The sequence below is a fragment of the Streptomyces geranii genome (assembly GCF_002954775.1).
In the GTDB taxonomy this organism is placed as follows: Bacteria; Actinomycetota; Actinomycetes; order Streptomycetales; family Streptomycetaceae; genus Streptomyces; species Streptomyces geranii.
This window is the reverse complement of record NZ_PJME01000007.1, coordinates 289,544-302,953: the sequence shown is the minus strand read 5'-3', so window position 1 is coordinate 302,953 and position 13,410 is coordinate 289,544. Positions and strand designations below refer to the sequence as shown.

Below are 13,410 nucleotides of genomic sequence, written 5' to 3'. Positions count from 1 at the left end.
ACCATGCACTCCCGACACAGACGCCGCCTCGCGCGACGGTTCTGGACCGCTGTCGTGGCGGCCCTCGCCCTCCCCTTGACCATGCTCGCAACAGGCACAACTCCCGCGCAGGCGGCGGCAGTTCAGTGCAGCGTCGACTACAAGACGAACGACTGGGGGTCCGGTTTCACCGCGGACCTGACGATCACCAACCGCGGTACGGACGTCATCAACGGCTGGACACTGACGTACGCCTACGCGGGCAACCAGCGGCTCAGCAATGGCTGGAACGGCACCTGGTCCCAGTCCGGGCAGACGGTCACCGTGCAGAACGCCACGTACAACGCGACGATCGCGGCCGGCGCGGCCGTCAGCACCGGTGGCCAGTTCACCTACAGCGGCGCCAACGCGGCGCCGACCTCCTTCGCGGTCAACGGCACGACCTGCGTGGGCGCCCACCAGCCGCCGGTCACCGTGCTGACCAGCCCGGTCGCGGGCGCCGTCTACTCGCAGGGCACCGCCGTGCCGATGGCGGCCACGGCGGCGGCTGCGGACAACGCGACGATCACGAAGATCGAGTTCTACGACGACACCACGCTGCTCGGCACGGACACGACCGCGCCGTACACCTACTCGGCCACCGCCCTGTCCGTGGGCAGCCACTCGCTGCTGGCCAAGGCGTACGACAGCCTGGGCGCCTCGGCGCCGTCCACACCGGTCGGCATCACGGTCGCCTCGGGTCCCGCCGTGGTCGCCGTGCCCACCCAACTCGGCGTGCAGCAGAGCCAGTCGGCGACGTACGACGTGAAGCTGTCGACGCAGCCGAGCGCGAACGTGACCGTGGCGACAGCCCGGGCCAGTGGCAACACCGGCCTGTCGGTGACGGGCGGCGCCTCGCTCACCTTCACCCCGGCCAACTGGAACACGGCCCAGAAGGTGACGATCACCGCCAACGCGACGGGCACCGGATCCGCGGCCTTCGACTCGACGGCCACCGGCCACGCCAAGGCGACGGTCACCGTCACCCAGCTGGCCGCCTCGAAGGTGTACGACGCCCGCTTCCTGAACCTCTACGGCAAGATCACCAACCCGGCGAACGGCTACTTCTCCCCCGAGGGCATCCCCTACCACTCGGTCGAGACACTGATCGTCGAGGCGCCGGACCACGGCCACGAGACCACGTCGGAGGCGTACAGCTACCTCCTGTGGCTCCAGGCCATGTACGGCAAGGTGACGGGCGACTGGAGCAAGTTCAACGGCGCCTGGTCGATCATGGAGCAGTACATGATCCCCACCCACGCCGACCAGCCCACCAACTCCTTCTACAACGCGTCGAAACCGGCGACGTACGCCCCCGAGTACGACCTGCCGAGCCAGTACCCGGCCGCGCTCAACACCGCTGTCTCGGTCGGCCCCGACCCGATCGCGGCCGAGCTGAAGACCGCGTACGGCACGGATGACGTCTACGGCATGCACTGGCTCCAGGACGTCGACAACGTCTACGGCTACGGCAACTCGCCCGGCAAGTGCGAGGCGGGTCCGACGGACACCGGTCCCTCCTACATCAACACCTTCCAGCGCGGGCCGCAGGAATCGGTGTGGGAGACGGTTCCGCAGCCGACCTGCGACGCCTTCAAGTACGGCGGTACGAACGGGTACCTGGACCTGTTCACCGGTGACGCGTCGTACGCCAAGCAGTGGAAGTTCACCAACGCCCCGGACGCCGACGCGCGGGCCGTGCAGGCCGCGTACTGGGCGGACGTCTGGGCCAAGCAGCAGGGCAAGGGCGCCGACGTCTCGGCGACCGTGGGCAAGGCCGCGAAGATGGGCGACTATCTGCGGTATTCGATGTACGACAAGTACTTCAAGAAAATCGGCAACTGCGTCGGCCCGACCACCTGCCCGGCCGGTACCGGCAAGGACGCCTCGCACTATCTGATGTCCTGGTACTACGCGTGGGGCGGCGCCACCGACACGGCGGCCGGCTGGGCCTGGCGCATCGGCTCCAGTCACACGCACGGCGGCTACCAGAACCCCCTGGCCGCCTACGCGCTCGCCAACTACGCCCCGCTGAAGCCCAAGTCGACGACCGGGCAGACCGACTGGGCCACGTCCCTGAACCGGCAGATCGAGTTCTACCGCTGGCTCCAGTCCAACGAGGGTGCCATCGCGGGCGGCGCGACCAACAGCTGGGCGGGGCGGTACGCCACTCCCCCGGCCGGTACGCCGACCTTCTACGGCATGTACTACGACGAGAAGCCGGTGTACCACGACCCGCCTTCCAACCAGTGGTTCGGCTTCCAGGCGTGGTCCATGGAGCGGGTCGCCGAGTACTACCAGCAGACGGGCAACGCGGCGGCGAAGACCGTCCTGGACAAGTGGGTCGACTGGGCCCTGTCCAAGACGACCATCAACCCGGACGGCACATACCGTATCCCGTCGACACTCCAGTGGTCGGGCACCCCCGACACCTGGAACGCGTCGACTCCGGGCGCGAACGCGGGACTTCACGTCACGGTCGCCGACTACACGAACGACGTGGGTGTGGCGGCGGCGTACGCGAAGACGCTGACGTACTACGCCGACCGCTCCGGTGACACCGAGGCGGCGACGACGGCGAAGGCGCTCCTCGACGGCATGTGGTCCAACTACCAGGACACCCTGGGCATCGCCGTCCCGGAGACCCGCGCGGACTACAACCGCTTCGACGACGGGATCTACGTGCCGTCGGCCTGGACGGGGAAGATGCCGAACGGCGACACGATCAACGCGTCGTCGACGTTCGCCTCGATCCGTTCCTTCTACAAGAACGACCCCAACTGGTCGAAGATCGAGGCGTACCTGGCGGGCGGCGCCGTGCCCTCGTTCACCTATCACCGGTTCTGGGCGCAGGCGGACATCGCCCTCGCCATGGGTTCGTACGCGGAGCTTCTCGAATAGCCCCCGTCAGGTCCACCGGGACCTGAGTTCCGCGTACAGCGCCGGGCGGCCCCCTCCCGCACTGGGGGTCGCCCGGCAACTCTCGCACCGAATGGAAAGCGCTTACCCCCCTCCGTCCCTGCCTTCCCGTTTCCCCCACCCGGAAAGGACCCCCCGTGCGAAGAACCCGTATCCTCACGGCCGTCATGGCCCTGGCCGCAGGGCTGCTGGCGGGCAGCCCGCTCGCGTCGGCCGCCCCGAGCGCCGCCGAGGTGACGCTCGCGGCGGACACGTACACCTGGAAGAACGCCCGGATCGACGGCGGTGGTTTCGTCCCCGGGATCGTGTTCAACCGGGCCGAGAAGAACCTGGCGTACGCCCGCACGGACATCGGCGGGGCCTACCGCTGGCAGGAGTCGACGAAGACCTGGACGCCGTTGCTGGACTCGGTCGGCTGGGACCGCTGGGGGCACACCGGAGTGGTGAGCCTCGCCTCCGACTCCGTCGACCCGAACAAGGTGTACGCGGCTGTCGGAACGTATACCAACAGCTGGGATCCCGGGAACGGTGCCGTGCTGCGGTCGGGCGACCGGGGCGCCAGTTGGCAACGGGCCGATCTGCCCTTCAAGTTGGGCGGCAACATGCCCGGCCGGGGCATGGGTGAGCGGCTGGCCGTCGACCCGAACCGGAACAGCGTGCTGTATCTGGGGGCGCCCAGCGGCAAGGGGCTGTGGCGGTCGACGGACTCGGGGGCGACCTGGTCGCAGGTGGCGAACTTCCCCAACGTCGGGAACTACGCGCAGGATCCGACCGACACCAGCGGGTACGCCAGCGACAACCAGGGGATCGTCTGGGTCACCTTCGACGAGTCGACGGGGACCACGGGCAGCGCGACCCGCACGATCTATGTCGGGGTCGCCGACAAGGACAACGCGGTGTACCGCTCGACGGACGCGGGCGCGACCTGGGCGAGGGTGGCCGGGCAGCCCACGGGCTATCTGGCCCACAAGGGCGTACTGGACGCGCGGAACGGCTACCTGTACCTGCCGTACAGCGACAAGGGCGGTCCGTACGACGGCGGCAAGGGCCAGTTGTGGCGGTACGCGACGGCGACCGGCACCTGGACGAACATCAGCCCGGTCGCGGAGGCGGACACCTACTACGGCTTCAGCGGGCTGACGATCGACCGGCAGAAGCCGGGCACGGTGATGGCGACGGCGTACAGCTCGTGGTGGCCGGACACCCAGCTGTTCCGGTCCACGGACAGCGGCGGCACCTGGACGAGGGCCTGGGACTACACCTCGTACCCCAACCGCTCGAACCGCTTCACGATGGACGTCTCCTCCTCACCCTGGCTGACCTTCGGCGCGAATCCGTCGCCGCCCGAACAGAGCCCGAAACTGGGGTGGATGACGGAGTCGCTGGAGATCGACCCGTTCAACTCGAACCGCATGATGTACGGGACGGGCGCGACGATCTACGGCACGGAGAACCTGACGAACTGGGACAGCGGCAGCCAGTTCAGCATCAAGCCGATGGTGCAGGGCCTGGAGGAGACGGCGGTCAACGACCTGGCCGCGCCCCCGTCGGGCGGAGCCGTACTGCTGAGCGCACTCGGTGACATCGGCGGCTTCCGGCACACGGATCTCACCAAGGTCCCCTCGATGATGTTCACTTCACCGAACTTCACGACGACCACGAGCCTGGACTACGCCGAGTCGAACCCGGGGATCGTGGCCCGCGTCGGCAACCTGGACTCGGGTCCGCATGTCGCGTTCTCGACGGACAACGGCGCCAACTGGTTCGCGGGGACCGACCCTTCGGGGGTCTCGGGCGGCGGCACGATCGCGTCGGCGTCGGACGGCAGCCGGTTCGTGTGGAGCCCGGCGGGCACAGGAGTGCAGTACGCGACGGGCTTCGGCAACTCGTGGTCGGCGTCGGCGGGCATCCCGGCGGGCGCGGTCGTGGAGTCGGACCGGGTGGACCCGAGGACGTTCTACGGCTTCAAGTCGGGCAGGTTCTACGTGAGTTCGGACGGCGGAGCGACCTTCACGGCCTCGGCGGCGACCGGCCTCCCGGCCGGCGACAGTGTGCGCTTCAAGGCGCTGCCCGGCACGAAGGGCGACATCTGGCTGGCGGGCGGCGCGACGGACGGCGCGTACGGCCTGTGGCACTCGACGAACGGCGGTACGAGCTTCGCCAAGCTGTCGAACGTCGAGCAGGCCGACACGATCGGCTTCGGCAAGGCGGCGACGGGGGCGGCGTACCAGACGCTCTACACGAGCGCGAAGATCGGCGGCGTACGCGGCATCTTCCGCTCCACGGACAAGGGCGTGAGCTGGACCCGTATCAACGACGATGCCCACCAGTGGGGTTGGACGGGTGCGGCGATCACCGGTGACCCGAGGGTGTACGGGCGGGTGTACGTGGCGACGAACGGGCGCGGTGTCGTGTACGGCGAGTCGTCGGACGCGAGCGGTGGCGGGGGCGGCACGGATCCGACGCCGACCCCGACCGGGGCCTGCGCGGTGACGTACAAGGTGACCAGCGAGTGGTCGGGCGGCTTCCAGGCGGACGTGCAGATCGGCAACACGGGCACAACTGCCTGGACCGGCTGGCAACTTGGCTGGTCCTTCCCCAACGGGCAGACCGTCTCCCAGCTCTGGAACGCCGATTACACCCAGTCGGGCGCGGCGGTGACGGCGAAGAACGTGAACTGGAACGCGAATGTGGCGGCGGGTTCGTCGGTGAGCTTCGGGTTCACGGGGAGTTGGTCGGGGACGAACGGGAAACCGACGGCGTTCAAACTGGGTGACCAGAGCTGCACGGTCGCCTGAGCGCCGAGGGCGCGTACCCAGGGTGGCACGCGCCCTCCACCCCAGAGTTCTGAGTAGGCGTACTCATGCCTGGATTCCTCGTGTCGCACAAGCTGGTCGCACACCACATCGAGAGGGAGTCACCTGTGCGCAGGACCAGCCGAACCGGACTTCTGTCGCTTCTGGCCATGACCGGCGTGACCGCCGCCCTACTGACCGGCTGTTCGATCGAGCAGTCGACCTGCGGCGGCGACGAGTATCCGGTCCTCGCCGTGGGGAGCACCGGCAACGCCTGTGTTCCCCACGGCGAGGAGCCGCCGAAGGGATACGCCCGCTACCCGGAGGGCAAGGTCCCCTCGCAGGTCGGCGACAAATGGGACGTCTATTGGGAGACCCACACCCTCGACGAGAGCGGCAAGATCATCAAGGCTCCCGAGGAGTGAGCGGTGGCCGCCCCGAGTGCGCGGGCGACCACCCTCACGACGTCACGGCGTGTACACCGTCGGCCTGGGTGCCGTGGGCATGCCGTTGCCGATGAAGAAGCTCGGGTGCGGTGGTTGGTTGTATGCGGTGTTCTGCCAGGCGATGCCCGTGCGGTACATCGTGTCGTGCAGGAGAGTCGTGATCCTGGTCGTCGTCTCGATCGGGGTCGAGTAGATGCGCAGGGCCGTGTTCGCGCTGGTCGCCCAGACGACCTCCTCGCGCCAGTCGCCGAAGAGGTCGCCGGAGAGTGCCGGGGTCGCCTTCGTGCTGTTGTTGGAGTGGACGGACGCGCCGGTCAGCAGGCGGGTGTCCGAGGAGGTGCCGTACTTGTCGATGTGGGTGCCGTCGAGGAGTTCGCGGACCGGGTCGGCGTCCCACCAGGAGAGGAAGTTGACGGAGGAGGGCTCGCGGCCCTTCGTCGCGCCGGCCTCGTCGCGGATCGACGTGTCCGAGGCCGACCAGACCTCCGCGCCGTCGTTGCCCGCCCAGATGTCCCCGGCGACTCCGCGACCGTTGTCGCAGCAGGCGGCGATGCTCCAGTTGACCGTGCCGTTGGCCGGGTTGATGTACAGCTCGGCCGGCTGGGAGGTCGACTCGGACACCTTGAAGTACTCCAGGCCCGCGTGCCCCGGGTCCAGGTCGCCGAGGTGCTGGGCGTCGCCGTGCCCCGTCTTCGTCGTCCACAGGCCGTTGCCGTTGTCGTCGACCGCCATCGCGCCGTAGACGATCTCGTCCTTGCCGTCGCCGTCGACGTCCCCGACGGACAGGCTGTGCGAGCCCTGGCCGTCAAATCCCTTGCCGGTGTTGGTGGATGAGCTGGAGTCGAAGGTCCAGCGGCGCGTGAACGCCCCGTTCCGCCAGTCCCAGGCCGCCAGCACCGTACGCGTGTAGTAGCCGCGCGCCATGATCAGGGAGGGCCGGGCGCCGTCCAAGTAGGCGGTACCGGCGAGGAATCGGTCCACCCGGTTGCCGTACGAGTCGCCCCACGAGGAGACCGTGCCGCGCGCCGGGACGTAGTCGACCGTCCCCATGGCCTTGCCGGTCTGCCCGTTGAACATGGTCAGGTACTCGGGGCCGGAGAGTACGTAACCGCTTGAATTCCTGTAGTCAGCCGCCGAGTTGCCGATGACGACGCCCGTCCCGTCGACGGTCGCGTCCGCCGTCTTCATGGCGACCTCGGCCTTGCGGTCGCCGTCGTAGTCGTACACCTGGAACTGCGTGTAGTGCGCGCCCGAGCGGATGTTGCGCCCCAGGTCGATCCGCCAGAGCCGGGTGCCGTCGAGCTTGATGCCGTCGACGATCGTGTTGCCGGTGTAGCCGGACTGGGAGTTGTCCTTGGCGTTGGTGGGCTGCCACTTCAGTACGAAGTCGAGGGCGCCGTCGCCGTCCAGGTCGCCGACCGAGGCGTCGTTCGCCTCGTAGGTGTAGGCGACCCCGTCGGGGGTGGTGCCGCCGGCGGGCGGGGTGATCGGGACGTCCTTGTAGCCGGTGCGGAACTGGATCGCGTGGACGGAGTCGGCCTGTTCGACGCCGCCGACGATCGCCCGGACCGTGTAGTCGGCCTGGGCGGGGGCGCCCGAGTGGAAGTAGTTCGTGGAGCCGGTGACCGGCGTCGAGTTGACCTTCGTACCGGCACGGTAGACGTTGAAGGACACGTCGTTCGGGTCGGTGCCGAGCCAGCGCCAGCTGACCAGGTTGCCGCTGTCGATGTGCACGCTGACGACGCCCCGGTCGAGCGCCTCGACCTGGCGGGCGGTGGCGGCCTCGGCGGGTGCGGCGGAGAGCGAGACGAGCCCGGCGGCGGCGAGGACTCCGGCGGTCATGGCGGAGAGGAGAGGCCGACGTCTGGTGCGGGTCGGGGTGGGGGGACGGAGTTGTGCGTGCGGCTGCGGGTGCTGCACGGTACCTACCTCCAGCGGAGTGGGGGGAACGAGACGGACGGGTTCCAGCCCTCAGTCGCCGCCGCCCGCAACGGAGTTGCCGCCCGGAGGCGGCAACTTCCCGTATCTCGCGGCCAGTTCCGTCACCGTCCGCGCGATCCGCTCCCGCAGCCCGTCGGGCGCGAGCACCTCGATCCCTGTCCCCAGCCTCAGGAACTCCTCGTGGGCACGCTCGACGGACTCGATCGGCACCGTCGCCAGCGTCCAACCCTCGTCATCCATACGACCGTTGGCCTCGACGGCACGACCGGCCGCCCCCGCCAGCCGCACCCCGGGCGCCAGCCGTACCACCGCCTCGCCGCGATACAGCCGGTCGTGGAAGTCGCGCTGGTACGCCGTCCAGTACGCGGCCAGGTCGAACTCCTCGGGGCGCTCGAACTCCTCGTCGCACGCGGCCAGTTCGAGGATCTGGTCGACCCGGAAGGTATGCGGCCCAGGCCCGGCGACCACGTACCAGCGGCCCGCCTTCAGCACCAGCCCGTACGGTTCGAGCCGGCGCTCCACATCCGTCGGCTCGCGCCAGCGGCGGTAGCGCACCCGCAGCACCCGGCCACGCCAGACGGCGTCCGCGACGGCGGGGAGGTACGGGGTGTCGTCGGCGTCCGCGTACCAGCCGGGCGCGTCCAGGTGGAAGCGCCCGGCGACCCGGTCGGCGTGGGCGCGCAGCTCGGCCGGGAGCGCGGCGCGCACCTTGAGCTGGGCGGCGGCCAGGAACGGGCCGAGGCCCAGCTCGGCGGCCGGGCCCGGGGCGCCGGAGAGGAACAGCGCCTCGGCCTCGTCGGCGGTCAGGCCGGTCAGCCGGGTGCGGTAGCCGTCGACCAGCCGGTAGCCACCGGCGTGCCCCGCGTCCCCGTACAGCGGCACGCCCGCCGCGCTCAGCGCCTCGACGTCCCGGTAGACCGTGCGTACCGAGACCTCCAGCTCCCCGGCGAGCTGGGCGGCGGTCATCCGCCCCCGGGTCTGGAGCAGCAGAAGCACGGACAGCAGCCGACCGGCCCTCACGGACATCTCACCCACGCCCTCGCCTTCATTCGTCAGCGCTTCACTGACACAGGATGTCAGTGAAGCGGGCCTAGCGTCCCCTCATGCCCTTCACCGAGAAGCTGCTGACCGTCTTCGAGCCCATCGAGGTCTCCGGCCGGCACATCAAGCGCTACCACGTCACGGCCGACCCGGCCGGCATCGCACCCGAGGTCCAGGAGGCCGCGTACGCGATGCTGCCGAAGCTGCTCCCGGAGCCGGACGGCACTCCGCCCGCCACCTTCGTCGTCCTGCACCGGGGCGGCGACGACGGCGCCTATCTCAACGCGTACAGCTGGGCGTGGGACAACGTCCTGCACTTCCGGGGCGCGGCGGCGGGCCAGCCGGTGCTGGGCTGCCCGGACCGTGACCCCACGCACTTCGTCCCGCTCGACCGCCCCTGGATCGGCTGCGTCTGGGAGCTGCCGCCGATCCTGCACGAACGGGACGCCTGGGTACGGCACTTGCTGACACCCCAAGTCCCCGACCTGACCGCCTACTTGGCGGACACCATGCCCGAGGGAACCACGGGGGACCGCCCATGAGCAGCCCGCACGACTTCGACCTCCCGCACGGCGACCGGGCGGTCCGCGGACTCCCGGGAAAGGCAACTCCCTTGCGCGCTACGGCTTCCGGAACGCCCGCAGGGTGAACACCGGTTCCGGGCGCGGCCGGTCCTGGTCGGGCAGGGCCTCCAGGCGGGCGGCGAAGCCGTCGGCCAGGGGGTCGCCCGGTGGCAGGGTCATGAACCAGCCGCGCCGCAGGTCGGCGACGGCTCGCCGGGGGCTGCGTCCCTGTCCGTGCCCCCGGAACCGGGCTTCCCCGGCCGGTACCAGCCCGTGGGCGACGGCGTGCGCCTCGACGACGGCCGCCGTGTCCGGTGCCGCGCGCCAGGGGCGGCCGGCGAGGATGGCGTCGATGTCGCTGCCCACGTTGTGCGAGGCGCCCTTGTCGACGGTGGTGACGAACACCCCGCCCGGCCGCAGCACCCGCGCGCACTCGCCGATGATGGCCCCGGCGTCCTCGGGCCGTGGCGCGAGATGCAGCACCCAGACACTGGTCACCGCATCAAACCGGCCGTCCAGAAAGGGTAGTTGACGGCTGTCGGCGAGGACGACGGCGCCTGGCAGCCGGGCGGCGGCCCGCCGGGCCATCGCGTCGGTGAGGTCGACGCCCGCGACCCGCGTCCCGGGCCGCGCCGCCGCGAGCCGCCGGGTCACGATGCCCGTACCGCAGCCCACGTCGAGCAGGGTGCGCGTCTCCTCGGGTACGAGGCTCAGTACGGCGTCCGCCGCCGCGGCGGCCCTGGGTTCGCCGCCGCGCAGGGCGTCGTACCGCTCGGCCTCCTGGTTGTAGTCCAGCACGATCCTGTTCCTTCGGCCCGGTCAGCTCGCCCCGTGCCCCGGTGCGAGGTCCTCGACTCTGCGGGCGAGCTGGAAGTCGAGGTCCGTGACCGCGCCGCCCGCGCTGTGGGTGTTCACGGTGAGCGACACGGTGTTGTAGCCGAGGGCGAGGTCGGAGTGGTGGCCCAGTTCCTCCTGGACCTGGGCGATGTGGACGACCAGCGCAGCCGCCGCGAAGTGCGAGGCGAGCCGGTAGGAGCGGGCGATGCGGTCTCCGTCGAGCGACCAGCCCGGCAGTTCCGCCAGCCGGTCGTCGATCTCCTTCTGCGACAGCGGTTCGACGGGCATGACCACGCTCCTTCCGCGATGTGGGGTGCCCTCCCAGCGTGCCACAAGCCGGGCTTTCCGGCCCAGGTCAGGAGGGTGCCCGCGTCCGCCTCGGCTACCGTCGTCCCATGACGACGGCCCAGCCTGGCGGCGCCGCCCGCCCCACCACCCCCAGGGACCCGGCGATCGAGGGAGTGGGCCCGCTGCTGCGGGCCTGGCGGGAGCGGCGGCGCGTCAGCCAGCTCGAACTGGCGCTGCGGGCCGACTCGTCCACCCGGCACATCAGCTTCGTCGAGACGGGCCGCTCCCGGCCGAGCGAGGAACTGCTCCTGCGGCTCGCGGAGCACCTGGACGTGCCGGTCCGGGAGCGCAACGCCCTTCTCCTGTCAGCCGGTTACGCCCCGCGCTACCGCGAGACCCCGCTCGACGACCCGGCGCTCGCGTCCCTGCGCGACGGCGTCGAGCGGCTGATCCAGGGGTACGAGCCCTATCCGGCGTTCGTGGTCGACGCCACGTACAACGTCCTGGCCGCGAACCGGGGCATCCTGATGCTCCTCGACGGTCTCCCCGATTTCCTGCTCGCGCCGCAGGTCAACGCGATGCGTCTGACCCTGCACCCGGAGGGTCTCGCCCCGCGCATCCACAACCTCCCGGAGTGGCGCGGGCATCTGCTGGCCCAGATGGAACGCGAGATCGCCCTGCACCGCTCGGCCCCGCTGCGCGCGCTGTACGAGGAGGTCGCCGCGTATCCGGTGGTGCGGCGGGAGGCGAGCCCGGCGGACGGTCCCGCCGAGTCCGTGACCCCGTTCGCGCTGCCGATGCGGATCGAGCACGAGGGCCGGGTGCTCTCCTTCATCTCGTCCATCTCCACCTTCAACACCCCGATGGACATCACCGTCGCCGAGCTGGCCATCGAGACGCTTCTTCCGGCCGACCCGGCGACGGTCAAGTACCTGCACTCGATGGTGAGTTGACGCCCACGCGGAGAGATCCGGCCGGCGGGGCCGCCGCAGCGGACTGCCCTCAGCGGCAGGCCCTCAGTGCCACGTACTGCAGGCCGGCGAATCCGGCCACGACGGCCGCCTGCAGCACCGTCCACCCGGCCCCGGCCGCACTCGGCGAGAGCCACAGCGCGAGCGCGACACAACTCAGCAGCGCCCAGGCGAGGTTGACCTCGATCACGACCCGCACCGCAAGCACGGCGGGCCGCCGCCGCAAGGCCAGCCATCCGACACCCCCGGCGTACCCGGCCAGTACCAGGCCGAGTTCGAGCAGCAGCCCCGGGCCGACGCCGAGGAGGCGGGCGAGCGGACCGGCCGCCACCAGGTAGGCGACCGCGTTCGCACCGGTCACCAGGGCGTCGAGGGCGAGGAAGCGGCGTAGCATCACGGTCGGTTCGGTGGTCCGGGCGGCGAGTGCGGCGAACTGGGCTGCGGACATGGCGGATCGCCCTCCGTCGAGGTCAGGCCGGAAAATTGGGGGAACCCGGGCCCCGGACCGGAGTGCGCCGGCCCGGAACCCGTTGCCTTCACTCTTCCGCGCGGGTCCGCGAAGGGCCATTACTTCCTGGGTAATCTCCATGGCTCGAACCTGTCAGTGCGACAGCGGAACGTGACACACTGCTCGCTGTACTTCGGCGCGTAGGGGAGGCGTGGCGTGAGTGAGCGGCGGGCTGCGCCCACCGTGGGTCAAGTGGTGCTCGGAAGACGGCTCCAGGAGCTGCGCGAGGCCGCCGGGCTGAAGCGGGAAGAGGCCGCGCGGGTGCTGCGGGTGGCCTCGGCGACCGTACGGCGGATGGAGATGGCCGAGGTCGCCCTCAAAATCCCGTACGTACATGTGCTGTTGACGACGTACGGCGTGCCCGAGGACGAGGTGGCCGTCTTCGTGGACCTGGCCGAGGAGGCCAACGAGCCCGGCTGGTGGCAGCGCTTCTCCGACGTCCTGCCGGACTGGTTCAGCATGCATGTGAGCCTGGAGGGCTCCGCCCGGCTGATCCGCTCGTACGAACCGCACTTCGTGCCCGGCCTGTTGCAGACCCCGGACTACGCGCGTGCGGTCATGGAGGCCGGGACGATCGGGCACACCGGCCCCGAGGCGGTCGAGCGGCATGTGTCGCTGCGCATGGCCCGGCAGAAGCTGCTGACCCGCGAACACCCGCCCCACCTATGGGTGATCATCGACGAGACGGTGCTGCGGCGGCCCGTGAGCATCCGCGGCGAGGTCATGCGCGAGCAGCTGGACCGGCTCCTCGACGCTTCCGAGAGCGGCCATGTCACCATCCAGGTCGCCGAGTTCAGGGACGGCCCGCACCCCGGGACATCGGCGCCCTTCGAACTGTTCCGCTTCGCCGAGCCGGAACTGCCCGACATGGTCTACACCGAGTATCTGACCGGTGCGCTCTATCTGGACTCCCGCCGGGAGGTGGCCTCGCATCTGGAGGTCCTGGACCACATGACGGCGGGTGCCGCGTCGGCCCAGCGCACCAAGGAGATCATCGCCGAGTACCGCGACGGCTACTGACCCCAACTCCCCCCACGTACAAGGCAAGTGCTCCACGTCCCCCCACACCGGACCCACTTCCCA

The 13,410-nt window shown here is 70.2% G+C and carries 11 protein-coding genes; 6 read left to right on the top strand and 5 right to left on the bottom strand.

Annotated elements, in window-relative coordinates; all coding sequences use genetic code 11:
* Positions 1 to 3: 3 nt before the first annotated feature.
* The 3 genes from CW359_RS13555 (at position 4) to CW359_RS13545 (ending at position 6,157) form a co-directional block, all read left to right on the top strand.
* Positions 4 to 2,919, top strand: a complete 2,916-nt coding sequence (locus CW359_RS13555; protein ID WP_105970143.1) for a glycoside hydrolase family 48 protein — start codon at positions 4 to 6, stop codon at positions 2,917 to 2,919.
* 155 nt (positions 2,920 to 3,074) lie between these two features.
* Positions 3,075 to 5,735: a cellulose binding domain-containing protein gene (locus CW359_RS13550; protein ID WP_105970142.1), complete on the top strand. Its 2,661-nt coding sequence runs from the start codon at positions 3,075 to 3,077 to the stop codon at positions 5,733 to 5,735.
* Positions 5,736 to 5,902: 167 nt separating this feature from the next.
* Positions 5,903 to 6,157 carry an SCO0607 family lipoprotein gene (locus CW359_RS13545; protein WP_105970141.1) on the top strand — a complete coding sequence of 85 codons (255 nt, stop codon included), beginning with the start codon at positions 5,903 to 5,905 and terminating at the stop codon, positions 6,155 to 6,157.
* A gap of 42 nt (positions 6,158 to 6,199) precedes the next feature.
* Here CW359_RS13545 and CW359_RS13540 read toward each other — a convergent pair whose 3' ends face one another.
* Both CW359_RS13540 and CW359_RS13535 read right to left on the bottom strand, forming a co-directional pair.
* Complete coding sequence (locus tag CW359_RS13540; RefSeq protein WP_105970140.1) at positions 6,200 to 8,020, bottom strand: rhamnogalacturonan lyase; 1,821 nt, start codon at positions 8,018 to 8,020, stop codon at positions 6,200 to 6,202.
* 129 nt (positions 8,021 to 8,149) lie between these two features.
* Positions 8,150 to 9,145, bottom strand: coding sequence for a helix-turn-helix transcriptional regulator (locus CW359_RS13535; protein ID WP_232838387.1), 996 nt, complete (start codon positions 9,143 to 9,145; stop codon positions 8,150 to 8,152).
* 77 nt (positions 9,146 to 9,222) lie between these two features.
* On the opposite strand from CW359_RS13535, the gene CW359_RS13530 reads away from it, so the two are divergent.
* Entirely contained in the window at positions 9,223 to 9,702 is a 480-nt protein-coding gene (locus CW359_RS13530; RefSeq protein WP_105970139.1) for a hypothetical protein, read from the top strand.
* 78 nt (positions 9,703 to 9,780) lie between these two features.
* Here CW359_RS13530 and CW359_RS13525 read toward each other — a convergent pair whose 3' ends face one another.
* The gene (locus CW359_RS13525) at positions 9,781 to 10,521 is read right to left on the bottom strand and encodes a class I SAM-dependent methyltransferase (protein ID WP_105970138.1); all 741 of its coding nucleotides are present in this window, start codon (positions 10,519 to 10,521) and stop codon (positions 9,781 to 9,783) included.
* A 21-nt stretch (positions 10,522 to 10,542) separates the two neighbouring features.
* The gene (locus CW359_RS13520) at positions 10,543 to 10,848 is read right to left on the bottom strand and encodes a 4a-hydroxytetrahydrobiopterin dehydratase (protein ID WP_105970137.1); all 306 of its coding nucleotides are present in this window, start codon (positions 10,846 to 10,848) and stop codon (positions 10,543 to 10,545) included.
* A gap of 107 nt (positions 10,849 to 10,955) precedes the next feature.
* Here CW359_RS13520 and CW359_RS13515 point away from each other — a divergent pair, with 107 nt between their 5' ends.
* The gene (locus CW359_RS13515; RefSeq protein WP_105970136.1) at positions 10,956 to 11,801 is read left to right on the top strand and encodes a helix-turn-helix domain-containing protein; all 846 of its coding nucleotides are present in this window, start codon (positions 10,956 to 10,958) and stop codon (positions 11,799 to 11,801) included.
* Positions 11,802 to 11,850: 49 nt separating this feature from the next.
* Here the strand turns inward: CW359_RS13515 and CW359_RS13510 are convergent, their stop codons facing one another.
* Complete coding sequence (locus CW359_RS13510; protein ID WP_105970135.1) at positions 11,851 to 12,267, bottom strand: hypothetical protein; 417 nt, start codon at positions 12,265 to 12,267, stop codon at positions 11,851 to 11,853.
* 216 nt (positions 12,268 to 12,483) lie between these two features.
* Between CW359_RS13510 and CW359_RS13505 the strand changes: the two genes are divergently transcribed.
* Positions 12,484 to 13,347: a helix-turn-helix domain-containing protein gene (locus tag CW359_RS13505; RefSeq protein WP_105970134.1), complete on the top strand. Its 864-nt coding sequence runs from the start codon at positions 12,484 to 12,486 to the stop codon at positions 13,345 to 13,347.
* The last annotated feature ends 63 nt before the right edge of the window (positions 13,348 to 13,410 follow it).

Bases quoted from the DNA above. Each gene is read 5' to 3' on its own strand.
- CW359_RS13555 (WP_105970143.1), top strand. From the start codon at position 4: ATGCACTCCCGACACAGACGCCGCCTCGCGCGACGGTTCTGGACCGCT.
- CW359_RS13545 (WP_105970141.1), top strand. From the start codon at position 5,903: ATGACCGGCGTGACCGCCGCCCTACTGACCGGCTGTTCGATCGAGCAG.
- CW359_RS13540 (WP_105970140.1), bottom strand. From the start codon at position 8,020: ATGACCGCCGGAGTCCTCGCCGCCGCCGGGCTCGTCTCGCTCTCCGCC.
- CW359_RS13535 (WP_232838387.1), bottom strand. From the start codon at position 9,145: ATGTCCGTGAGGGCCGGTCGGCTGCTGTCCGTGCTTCTGCTGCTCCAG.
- CW359_RS13530 (WP_105970139.1), top strand. From the start codon at position 9,223: ATGCCCTTCACCGAGAAGCTGCTGACCGTCTTCGAGCCCATCGAGGTC.
- CW359_RS13520 (WP_105970137.1), bottom strand. From the start codon at position 10,848: ATGCCCGTCGAACCGCTGTCGCAGAAGGAGATCGACGACCGGCTGGCG.
- CW359_RS13515 (WP_105970136.1), top strand. From the start codon at position 10,956: ATGACGACGGCCCAGCCTGGCGGCGCCGCCCGCCCCACCACCCCCAGG.
- CW359_RS13510 (WP_105970135.1), bottom strand. From the start codon at position 12,267: ATGTCCGCAGCCCAGTTCGCCGCACTCGCCGCCCGGACCACCGAACCG.